11 protein-coding genes are annotated in these 10710 nt (G+C 74.3%); 4 read left to right on the top strand and 7 right to left on the bottom strand.

Annotated features, from left to right (window positions below):
- The first annotated feature begins 20 nt into the window (after positions 1-20).
- Both ACV7NM_RS28630 and ACV7NM_RS28625 read left to right on the top strand, forming a co-directional pair.
- On the top strand, positions 21-920 hold the full coding sequence (locus tag ACV7NM_RS28630) for an ATP-grasp domain-containing protein (RefSeq protein WP_463412986.1): 900 nt from the start codon (positions 21-23) through the stop codon (positions 918-920).
- Positions 917-1747 (top strand): ATP-grasp domain-containing protein, encoded by an 831-nt coding sequence (locus ACV7NM_RS28625; protein ID WP_463412985.1) that lies wholly within the window; start codon positions 917-919, stop codon positions 1745-1747. Before ACV7NM_RS28630 ends, ACV7NM_RS28625 begins: the two co-directional genes overlap by 4 nt.
- Positions 1748-1848: 101 nt before the next feature.
- Here the strand turns inward: ACV7NM_RS28625 and ACV7NM_RS28620 are convergent, their stop codons facing one another.
- Positions 1849-2919, bottom strand: a complete 1071-nt coding sequence (locus ACV7NM_RS28620) for a DUF2330 domain-containing protein (RefSeq protein WP_463414102.1) — start codon at positions 2917-2919, stop codon at positions 1849-1851.
- Positions 2920-3037: 118 nt separating this feature from the next.
- Here ACV7NM_RS28620 and ACV7NM_RS28615 point away from each other — a divergent pair, with 118 nt between their 5' ends.
- Positions 3038-3517: a hypothetical protein gene (locus ACV7NM_RS28615; RefSeq protein ID WP_463412984.1), complete on the top strand. Its 480-nt coding sequence runs from the start codon at positions 3038-3040 to the stop codon at positions 3515-3517.
- Between the two features lie 185 nt (positions 3518-3702).
- Here the strand turns inward: ACV7NM_RS28615 and ACV7NM_RS28610 are convergent, their stop codons facing one another.
- The 5 genes from ACV7NM_RS28610 to ACV7NM_RS28590 are packed head-to-tail and all read right to left on the bottom strand — an operon-like array spanning position 3703 to position 8471.
- Positions 3703-4386 carry an HAD family hydrolase gene (locus ACV7NM_RS28610; RefSeq protein ID WP_463412983.1) on the bottom strand — a complete coding sequence of 228 codons (684 nt, stop codon included), beginning with the start codon at positions 4384-4386 and terminating at the stop codon, positions 3703-3705.
- Positions 4383-5486 carry an ABC transporter ATP-binding protein gene (locus tag ACV7NM_RS28605; RefSeq protein WP_463412982.1) on the bottom strand — a complete coding sequence of 368 codons (1104 nt, stop codon included), beginning with the start codon at positions 5484-5486 and terminating at the stop codon, positions 4383-4385. The genes ACV7NM_RS28610 and ACV7NM_RS28605 overlap by 4 nt, the downstream gene beginning before the upstream one ends.
- Positions 5487-5491: 5 nt before the next feature.
- On the bottom strand, positions 5492-6415 hold the full coding sequence (locus tag ACV7NM_RS28600; protein WP_463412981.1) for an ABC transporter permease: 924 nt from the start codon (positions 6413-6415) through the stop codon (positions 5492-5494).
- Positions 6403-7302: an ABC transporter permease gene (locus tag ACV7NM_RS28595; protein ID WP_463412980.1), complete on the bottom strand. Its 900-nt coding sequence runs from the start codon at positions 7300-7302 to the stop codon at positions 6403-6405. Before ACV7NM_RS28595 ends, ACV7NM_RS28600 begins: the two co-directional genes overlap by 13 nt.
- Positions 7302-8471 (bottom strand): ABC transporter substrate-binding protein, encoded by a 1170-nt coding sequence (locus ACV7NM_RS28590; RefSeq protein ID WP_463412979.1) that lies wholly within the window; start codon positions 8469-8471, stop codon positions 7302-7304. Before ACV7NM_RS28590 ends, ACV7NM_RS28595 begins: the two co-directional genes overlap by 1 nt.
- A gap of 215 nt (positions 8472-8686) precedes the next feature.
- Here ACV7NM_RS28590 and ACV7NM_RS28585 point away from each other — a divergent pair, with 215 nt between their 5' ends.
- Positions 8687-9433, top strand: a complete 747-nt coding sequence (locus ACV7NM_RS28585; protein WP_463412978.1) for a GntR family transcriptional regulator — start codon at positions 8687-8689, stop codon at positions 9431-9433.
- A gap of 458 nt (positions 9434-9891) precedes the next feature.
- Here ACV7NM_RS28585 and ACV7NM_RS28580 read toward each other — a convergent pair whose 3' ends face one another.
- Complete coding sequence (locus ACV7NM_RS28580) at positions 9892-10674, bottom strand: hypothetical protein (protein ID WP_463412977.1); 783 nt, start codon at positions 10672-10674, stop codon at positions 9892-9894.
- Positions 10675-10710 lie beyond the last annotated feature (36 nt).

Raw genomic sequence — 10710 nt, 5'->3', positions numbered from 1 at the left:
GGAAAATATGGGGAAGGTCCATGAGGCTCTGCTTCCTGGTGGAGGAGCACTACCGCCACGACGGCATGCCGAACGAGGTGATCCGGCAGCTGACGGCGTGGGGCCACCAAGTGGACGTGCTGCGGCCGGGCGGCTCGCTGCTGCGCATGACGGACCTGGTTCGGACCGGGGCGCACGACGCCTGGGTGCTCAAGACGGTGTCCGGCGGCCCCGGGCTGACGCTGCTCGAAGCGGCCGCGGCGACCGGCATGACCACCGTCAACGACGCCCGGTCGATCCGCGGCGTACGGGACAAGGCACTGGCCGCCGCCCTCGGGCGCGCCCGGGGCCTCCCGCTGCCGCCGACGTACGCCGTGGCACGGCCCGAACTGCTCGCGGAGATCCCGGCGTCCGAGTACCCCCTCGTGGTCAAGCCCTCGGACGGCAGCTCCGGCCGGGCGGTGCACCTGGTGGCCTCCCCCGACCGGCTGGCGGCGCTGCTGCCGCGGCTGGCCGGGGAGGGCATGCTCATCGCCCAGCCGTACGTGCCCAATTCGGGCACCGACATCAAGGTGTACTGCGTCGGCGGGGAACTGTTCGCCACCGAACGCCGCTCCCCCCTGCACCCGGACCGCTCCGTGCGCGAGCGCCGGGTGCCGCTCCCCGCCGAGGTGGCGGCGATCGCCGCGCAGGTGGGCGTGGTGTACGGGCTGGACCTGTACGGCCTGGACGTGCTGCTGGGCCCCGAGGGGCCCGTGGTGGTGGACGTGAACGACTTCCCGAGCTTCCGTCAGGTGCCCGAGGCGGCCGCCCGCGTGGCCCGGGCCGTGCTCGACCTGGCCCGCGGCGGTGGCGTCGGGCCGTGTCCGCCGTCGCGCCCCACCGCGTTCCACGTGTCGATCCCGGCGCAGGTCCCGGCCCGGGCGGGTGACGGAGCGTGAGGGTCGGTCTGATCACCGTGGACGCCGGGCATCCCCTGCTGGCGGGGGCGGCCGCCGCGCTCGGCCCGGAGCACGAGGTGGTGGTGCTGGACCCGCGGGGCTCGGACGCGGAGGCGGTGGCGGCCGGCGCACGGGCCGACGTGTACCTCCTCAAGGCCCGCGATCCCCGGGCACTGGAGCTGGCGCGGGCGCTGGAACGGCGGGGCGCGCCGGTGGTGAACACCGCGGCGGCCACGGAGCGCTGTCAGGACCGTACCGATATGGCGGACCTGGCCCGGCGGGCCGGACTGCCCTTCGCGGCGACCACGGCCTTCCCGTCCCTGGACCGCCTGGCCCGGCAGGCCGGTGACGGGTCGGGACTGCCGGGACCGCCTGGGCCGTCGGGGCTGCGGTGGCCCGTGGTGGTCAAGAGCCGGCGCAGCCGCAAGGGCGACCTGGTGGCCCGGGTCGACGACGCGGCGCGACTGCGGGAGCTGACGGCCGGGTGGGGCGAGGAGCCGGTGGTGGTACAGGGATTCGCCCCCAACGACGGCTGGGACCACAAGCTGTACGCGATCGGCGACCGGGTCTTCGCGGGCCTGCGGCGCTCGGAGATGGCCCCGGAGGGCTCGGAGGCGACCTGCTCCCGGACCGCTCCTCCCGCGCAGTGGGCGGAGTTGACGCTCCGGGTGGGAGAGGTCTTCGCCCTGGACGTCTACGGGGTGGACATCATCGACACGGGCGACGGCACCCCGTTGATCGTGGACGTCAACGCGTTCCCGGGCATGCGCGGCCGGCCCGGCGCCCAGGAGGCCCTGGCGGCCCTGGCCCTACGCCGGGCCGGGTGACGCCCAGGCCACCGCGCGGACACCTGATGTCCGGCCGGACATAGGGCATCCCGCCGAACATCGGGCCTCCCGGGCCACCGCCGGGGGCTTCCGGGGCTCCGCTACGCCCCGGACAGACGTCGGCCGGTCCTCGCCTTCCGGCGCTTGGCCCCGAGGAGCCCGAGGGCCAGGGCGATGGTCGCGACCGTCGCTCCCGCCACGGTGAGGAGCCAGGCGGGGACACCGCCGACGGTCATGAGTTCGTCGTGGTAGACGGCCCGCCGGTACGGAGTGTCCTTGGCGGTGGCCCGCAGTTCGTGGTCCCCGTCGATGCGGGCCGGTTCCGGGAACTCCTGCTCGATCGCCGTGAGGAACACCGGCCCGGTACCGCCGGTCAGTTCCGCCACGGAGTCCCGCGGGGTGACGGTCCCCGCGAAGGCCACCTTCGGCGGGGCCCCGCCGATCGGGGAGACGGGCTCCATCCGGTGCTCCGCGAGGACGTAGAGCCCGAGCGACTGAGGGGTCTTGGCCATGCGGGAGAGCCGCATCGGGTAGACGAGCCGGTCGCTGTCGAAGCGGATGCGCAGCGGGTCGAGGTCTCCGCCCAGGGCCTTGGTCCGGTCCCGGGGGGCGAGGCGGACGGCGACGTACTCCCACTTCTGGTCGACGTACGGTTTCAGTTCGGTGGACAGGCGGTCCGGCATCTTGAAGCCGTTGGTCTCCAGCCACCGCCGTAGGGCGTCGGGGTCGGTGGCCGTCAGTCGCGCGACGTCGAAGTCGCCGAGCTGTTCGCGCCCGACGACTCCGACGGGCGGGGCGCCCGCGCCGGGCATCGCGGCGCCCACCCCGTCGCGGGAACCCGAGGAGAACGGCCAGTCGTCCTCGCGCGGCCAGAAGTAGCCGCGCGTCTTGCGCTCGGGCACGGTGAGCCGGCCGAGGTCGGTGAACAGCTCCGCCTTGCCCAGCTCGACCGTGGCACGGCTGGGCACCGGCATGATCCAGGCGGCCTTCTTGGCGTCCCCTTCGACCCTGAACCGCATCACGATCTGCTCGATCCGGCCGTCCCAGCGCAGGACCGAGGTCTCCCGCGCGACCCCGATCCGGGAGAAGCCGTCGGGGATCATCGCTCCGCAGCCGCAGGCGTACGCCGGGCCGACGAGGGACCCCAGCTGCGTCGCGAGCAGGGCGAACACCAAGGTCAGGACTCTTCGTCTTATCGTTGCTTTCCACACGGCCTCTGGGACGAACGGCCACCGGATGCGGTTCCTCGCCCTCTGGTACGGCCCCGCGCCGGGATCTCATAATTGCGCCATGAGACGGACGGACAAGCCGCTGCGCAGCCCCCTGGTACCGGAGGCGGTGGAAGCCGCGATCGGGCGGCACGACTGGGAATCGATGCTGTGCGGATGCGGGCGCTCGGCCGGTCATCTGGAGGAGATGCTGTGGGACGCGGCGGAGGGACATCCGGCCGCGTTCCACGCCCTGGCGGGTCACGTCTTCACCGAGACCAGGCTCCAGCCGCCCGCGCCCGCCGCGTGCGGGGTGCTGATGGCCGTCTGGGCGGCGGGCCCGCCCCGGGAGACCACCCGCGAAGCCCTGCTCTGGACGCTGCTCGCCCTGCTGGGAACGGAGGACGACGGGGGATCCCACGAGGCCGGCCTGTATGGACAGTGCGCCGCTTTCGTCCGTACGGCGCTCCCCGCCCTGCGCCGGGAGGCCGCGGCGGGACCCGGCTCGGTGACGGGCGCGTACGCGAAGGGCGTGGTGGAGATCCTCGACCTCTGCGCGTAGCGCGCTCAGACCGCCCGTACGGTGACCCCTTGGCCTCCTGCGCCGAGCAGCCGCCCCTTCGAAAGCCCGGGTCGGCTCCTTGGCGCCGTGAGTGCGGCTCACCGGTGCCGCCCCGTCCGTAGCGCTCGTCGGGCCCGGCGCGCCCGGTCCGGGCGCGCGATCACCCCCGCGGTGTTCCCCCGCGCCTACGCGCCCGCACCGACCCCCGTCGTAGGCCGCCGGACCAGGCACTGCCGTAGGACGTCGACGGTGACGCCCTCCAGGGTGTCCGCGAAGGTGCGCGCGGGGGACTTCGGCACCGGCAGCAGTGACGGCACCACCAGGACCGCGCACCCGGCCGCGTCCCCCGAGGCCGCGCCGTCCGGGGAGTCCTCCACGGCGACGCAGTCGCCCGGGGCCAGGCCGAGCCGCTCGGCGGCCGCCCGGTACGGCTCCGGGTGCGGCTTCGTCCGTGCGGTGTCGTCGGCCGAGACGGTGAGGGCGAAGGGCACGCCGGCCAGCGGGCCGTCCAGCACCGCGTCCATGACCAGCCGGGGCGAGGCGCTGACCAGCGCGAAGGGGACTCCGCCGGCCTCCAGGGCGGCCAGCAGCCGCCGCGCGCCGGGGCGAAGCGGCGCTCCGGCCCGCACCCGGCGCAGGAACGCCTCGGTGAGCGCGGCGCCCACCTCCGCGTGGTCGCCCGCGCCCGAGACCCGTACGAGGTGCGAGGCGGTGTCCTGGACCGCCCGGCCGACGACCTCGGGCGCGTCGGCGTCGCCGAGCCGGTGACCGAGGCCGCCGGCGACCTCCTCGGTGGTCTCCCACCACAGCACCTCGGTGTCGACGAGGGTGCCGTCCATGTCGAACAGGACCGCGCCGAGCCCGCTCATCCGGCGCTCTCCACCACGAGGACGGGCCGCTCGGCCGGGGTGACGGTCGCACGGGCCCCGGGCGCCAGGCCCCCCGCCGCGCGCGAGGGCACGTCCACTTGGACCGACCCGGTCCCGGGCAGGTCGAGGCGGAAGCGGGTGACGGCGCCGAAGAAGGAGGCGGAGACGACCGTGGCCGCGCCGTCCGCATCGGCGGTCGCGGTGACGTTCTCGGGCCGTACGAGCACCTCCACCTCCGGTCCGGCCGGTACGGGGCCGTCCACGGGCAGCCGGACGCCCAGCACTTCCACCGTCCCGGAGCCGGTGAGCCGGCCCGGCAGCCGGTTCATGGTGCCGACGAACTCGGCGACGAAGGCGGTCGCGGGCCGCTCGTAGAGCTCGGCGGGGGCGGCGCACTGCTCCAGTTTCCCGGCGTTCAGCACGGCGACGCGGTCGGCCATCGACAGGGCCTCCTCCTGGTCGTGGGTGACGAACACGGTGGTGAGGCCGAGCGACAGCTGGAGGCGGCGGATCTCCTCGCGCAGGTTCGTCCGTACCTTGGCGTCCAGGGCGGACAGCGGCTCGTCCAGGAGCAGTACGCGCGGTCGCAGGGCCAGGGCGCGGGCGAGCGCGACGCGTTGTTGCTGGCCTCCCGACATCTGGTGCGGGTAGCGGTCCCCGTGATCGGGGAGGCCGACGAGGGCGAGGAGTTCGGCGGCACGCTCGCGACGCCGGGCCGCGTCCACCTTGCGCACGCGCAGGCCGAAGGCGACGTTGTCGCGCGCGCTGAGGTTGGGGAAGAGGCTGTACGACTGGAAGACCATCCCGGCGTCCCGGCGGTTGGCCGGTACCGAGGTGATGTCCTGGCCGTCGACCAGGACCTCGCCCGCGTCGGGCTGCTCGAAGCCGGCGACGACGCGCAGCGCGGTGGTCTTGCCGCAGCCGGAGGGGCCGAGCAGGGCGATGAGTTCGCCGGGTTCGATCGTCAGGTCCAGCCCGTCGAGGGCGGTGGTGGAGCCGAACGTGCGGCGCAGGCCGCGGAATTCGAGGCGCGCGCCCGCCGGGGCGGCCGCGGCCGTCGTGCCCGCCGGCTTCCGGGCCGCGGGAAGGGTGGTGGACATGAGGGTCAGGACTCCTTGCGGGAGGTGGTGGCGGGTGCGGACGCCGCCGTGGCGGGGCCGGTCCCGGCGCGCGAGAGGACGAGCAGCAGCAGCCAGGTGATCAGCAGGCTCAGGATGGAGACGGCCACCGACATGCGGGCCTGAGCTCCGGAGATGGAGACGATCCACACCGCGAAGGGGCGAAAGCCCAGCAACGAGGCGATGGTGAACTCGCCCAGCACGAGCGCCAGGGTGAGGAACGCGGCCCCGGCGAGCGAGCCCCGCAGGTTCGGCAGCAGGACGCGCAGGACGACGTACGGCCAGCTCGCGCCGCAACTGCGGGCGGCCTCCACGAGGGTGGGCACGTCGATCGCGCGCAGACCCGCGTCGAGGGAGCGGTAGACGAAGGGCAGCGCCAGCACCGTGTACGCCAGGACCAGGACGACGGGGAACCGCTCGTCCTGGACGGCGATGAAGGTCTGGTAGAGCGGGGTGCGCGAGAGGTGGTCGGGCCCCCAGCGCAGCACGGTGGTGATGCCGGTGACCAGGGCGATGGGCGGCACGACCAGCGGCAGCATGCACGTCACCTCCACCACCGGGCGCAGCTTCGGCGAGCCGATCCGTACGGCGACCAGGGCGGGCACCGCGAGGAGCAGCGAAAGCGCGATGGTGGCGGCGGCCAGGCTCAGGGAGAGCAGCAGGCTCTCGGTGAACCCGTCGGCGCCGAGCAGCTCGGTGTACGCCTCGAAGTCGATGCCCCGGCCGGGCACGTACACGGTGAAGACGAAGGAGGCGACGAGGGGGACGAGGAAGTACGCGCCCGCCAGCGCGAGGACGGCCGCGCGCCCGACGCGGGGGCGCCGGCGGCGGGCGGCGCGGGATGCTTCCCGGGGCGCCGGGAGCGCTTCCGGCATGTCCGTCTCGGGCAGGGTCGGGGTCATCGCAGCCATCGGGCGCTCCGTCGCTGGAGGGGCAGGTAGACCGCCATGACCAGACCGGCGATCAGGATCATGTCGAGGCCGAGGGCGAGCGCCACGTTCTCCTGGCCGGTGAGGACGTTGCCCGACAGGGCAACGGCGATCTTCAAGGTGACCAGCGGTACGGAGCCGCCGACGAGCGCGGCGGCCGTGGCGTGCGCGGCGAAGGCGGTGCCGAAGAGCAGGACGAACCCGCCCAGCAGCGAGGGCGTGAGCACCGGCAGGCCGACGTGGCGCCAGAACTGCCACCCGGTTGCGCCGTTGTTCTGGGCGGCTTCGCGCCACTGCGGGCGCAATCCGTCCAGCGCCGGGGCGATGACGAGCACCATCAGCGGGATCAGGAAGTACAGGTAGACCACGGTCAGGCCGGTGAAGGAGTACAGGTCCCAGCCGAGGTCCGTGAGGTCGGCGAGCCGGGTGACGACCCCGGAGATGCCGACGGTGGCGATGAACGCGAACGCGAGCGGGACGCCACCGAAGTTGGCGAGCACTCCCGAGGCCGTCAGCACGGCACCGCGCAGGGCGGCGGACCGGGAGGTGACCACGGCCTGGGCGATCAGGACGCCGAGCACGCCGCCGGTCACCGCGGTGAGGGAGGAGAGCTGGACACTGCCGACCAGCGAGGCGAGGTAGGGGCCCTGGAGGGAGCGGGCGAGGTGCTCGCCGGTCAGCCGGGTGGCGCCGGTCGTGGCGTCGGTTCGGGTGACCGCGCCGAAGGCGATGGCGCCCAGCGGGATGCCGAAGCAGAGCCCGGTGAAGGCGAGGAGCGGGAGGGCGGCGAGCCAGGTGCGCGGGCCGCGCCGCCGGCGGCGGTCGCCGCCGGCGGTCCCGGTCGATCGGGTGGAGGTGGGGGCGGACATCAGGAGAGGGCCTTGTCCCACTTCTCGGCGAGGGTGGCCTTCGCCTTGTCGAGTTCGGTGGACTCGGGGAAGGTCGGGGTTCCCTGGACCTGCGGCAGCTTGGCGACGGCGTCCTTGTCGACGGTGCCGTCCTGGGTCATGGCCGGCAGCAGCACGGGGCGGGCGTGCCCCTTGAGCCACAGGTTCTGGCCCTGGGCGCTGTAGAGGAACTCCATCCACAGGCGGGCGGCCGCCGGGTTCGGGGCGTCCTTGTTGACGGCCTGGGAGTAGTACTGGGCGTAGACGCCGTCGGTGGGTACGGCGACCTTCCAGTCGACGCCCTTGCCCTTGAACTGCTCGGCGTAGCCGGCGTTCAGGTAGTCCCAGTCGATGGAGATGGGCGTCTCGCCCTTTTCGACGGTGGCCGGGGTGGACTCGACCGGGATGAAGTTCCCGCTCTTGCGGAGCTGCCCGAAGAAGTCGATGCCGGGCTGGATGTCGGCGAAGGAACCCTTGTCGGCGAGGGCGGCCGCGTAGACGCCGCCGAAGGCCGAACCGGACTTGGTCGGGTTGCCGTTGAGTGCGACCTTGCCCTTGTACTCGGGCTTGAGCAGGTCGGCGAAGGTCTGCGGGCAGGTGGGGATCTTGGCGGCGTCGCAGCCGATCGAGACGTAGCCGCCGTAGTCGTTGTACCAGCGGCCGTCGGCGTCCTTCTGGGACGCGGGGATCTTGTCCCAGGCGGTGACCTTGTACGGGGCGAAGAGGTTCTCGGCCGCGCCGCTACGGGCGAAGGCGATGCCGAGGTCCAGCACGTCGGGGGCGCGCTTTTGACCCTTGCGGGACTTGACGGCGGCGATCTCGTCGGCGCTGGAGGCGTCGGGGTTCTCGCTGCCGACCTTGATCTTGGGGTACTTGGCCTGGAAGGCCTTGAGCATCTCGCCGTAGTTCGCCCAGTCGGCGGGCAGCGCGATCACATTGAGCCGGCCCTCCTTCTCGGCGGCGGCGACGAGGCCCTCCATGCCGCCGAAGTCGGCGACCGAGACGGCCGTGCCCGGCCGGGCCGTGCCCTTGGCGTCGCCGGTGGCCCCGGCGGGCTGCTGGTCGGGGGCGGCACCACACGCGCTGAGCGTGGTGAGGACGGCGGCGCCGAGCAGGACGGCCGCGCCGCGACGGGCGGAGGAACTGAGCACGGTCTCTCCCAGAGAAGAACCTGACAGGGGTTTACTTGTCTGAACAAGTCGGCTCCAGTTCGCCCGGGCCCGCTGTACGGACGGTGAACGGGACCCGTCCTGCGGAGCACGGCTTGAGGAAGACCGGAGATTGGCCGGAAGAAGGCGTGACAGCGCGGGGTTCAATGATCACGAGTGGCATACCGGTCGGTTCGACGAGGGAGCGTGGCAGTCGCGTGGGCGGCATCAGATACGTGGAGATCGCGGAGGCTCTGCGCGCGGCCATCCTGGGCGGCGAGTACCCGGTCGGGGCCCGGCTGCCGTCGGAGAGCGACCTGGCCGCCCGCTGGTCGGCGTCGCGGGGGACGGTCCGTCAGGCGGTGGCCACGCTGGCGGCGGAGGGGGTGATCGGCTCCCGGCAGGGCGCGCGCCGGATCGTGCTGCGTCAGGAGCGCAAGCACAGCTTCGGTGAGCTGAACAGCTTCGCGCAGTGGGCGGAGGGCATCGGCCACGAGGTGTCGAGCCGCTTCCTGTCCCGGGTGCGGCGGCCGGCCACGGCCGAGGAGGCGGACCGGCTGGCCGTGGCCCCCGGTACGGAGGTCCTCGCCGTGCTGCGGCTGCGCCGGCTCGACGGGGAGCCGGTGATGGTGGAACGGACCGCCTACGCCGACTGGGTGGCTGCGGCGGTCGAGGCGATGCCCGAGGACTGCCGCTCGGTGATGGACGGCCTGGCCCGTGCCTCCGGGGTGGTCGCCCACTACGGCGAGCACCTCATCGACGCGCTCCCGGCGGGAAGCGAGGACGCGCGGCTGCTGGAGTTGCGGCGGGGCAGCCCGCTGCTGCGCCAGCGGCACGTCTCGGCCACCCGGACCGGCCGGCCCATCGAGTGGTCCGACGACCGCTACCGGGCGGGCAGCGTCACCTTCAGCGTGAGCAACTCGGCGGTAACGACCCCCTTGGCCCGCCGCACGGGCGAGGGCTGAACCCCCGTCAGCCCCGGCGGCCCCGCGACGGACGCCGGGTGCGGGACGGCGGGGCAACCCACCGCCGCCCAGGCCCCGCACCCTGCCCCGAACCGGCACCCCCGATGTACGGCCGGCGGCGAAGACCGGCCCCCGCCGCATCGCGCGCTCGCCGGCGGCCGGTGCGCGCCCCGCACGACGCCGGGCAAGCCGGCGCGGAGCTGCCTAACCGGGCCGGGTTGCGCGGTGGGCCCTCTCCCGGCCCGCACTTCGATGGGCGCGGCCCCCCGGAGCCGGCGCGGCGAAGGCTCAGGGCCACGCACCCGGACCGGGCGTGCCACCGGCCCGGCCCGCAGGACGACGGGTACGCCGGTCAAAGCGACCTGGCAGCCGGCGCACGGCCGCCTACCCCGGCCGGGTTGCGGGTTGCGGGGGGCGGCGTCGAGGCCCGCGGGCCCCGGGGGCCGGGCGCGGGGCGCTCAGTGGCGCTGGGCGGCGCGGCGGCGTTTTTCGGCTGCGGCGAGGTCCGCGTGGGCATGGTCCCTCGTCGCACGGGCGTGGGCGGCGTCCCGTTCCAGCCGCTCCACCTCCGTGTCCGCCGCGGCGACCCGCTCCAGCGCCCGCTCCCGGGCCTCCTCGGCCGCGCGCAGCTCCTCCTCCCGGGCGGCGGCCCGTTCCGCCTCGCGGCGATCGGAGTCCCGGTCCGGCGCCGGCTCGGCTTCGGGGCCGGCCTCGGGGCGCGTCCTCGCGGCCCGCGCCACGGCGTCCGGGGCCGCCACCGGGAACTCCGTCACCGCCGCCGGCACCTTCGCCAGCCGCCCCGACGCCCAGCCCTCGGCCGCCCCCGGGTCGGCGAGGACGGCGCGCAGGATCTGCTCCACCTCCCGCTCCACCGCCTCCGACACCGGTGTCCCCGCCTCCTCGGCCAGCCGTACCGCCTCCCGCGCGAGCGCCCCGATCACCACGTGCTGCTCGTGCGAGAGGTTCCGTAGCTGCTCACCGTCCAGGGCCCGGTGCGCCTCCCGCAGCGCCCGGCCGAGTTGCAGGAACTGCTCCGCCTCCTCCGGCTTGGCCCGCACCAGCGTGTTCGACGCCCAGGCGGCCAGCGTCGGCCGCCGGAGCGCCGCCACCCTTTTCGCGGCGGCCTTGTCCCCCGCCGCCTTCAGTCGGGCCGCGGCCGCGTCCCGCGCCGCGGTGAACCCGGCGGGCGGCGACACGTACAGGGCGTCGATGACCTGCTCGACCTCGTCAAAAGCTTCCACGCCGACCACTGTCGGTCATCACCGCCCGGGTACGAC

Source organism: Streptomyces sp. Tek67B01 (assembly GCF_055231995.1).
Note: the sequence above shows the minus strand (reverse complement) of the source record. Positions and strands in the feature narration are given on the sequence as shown.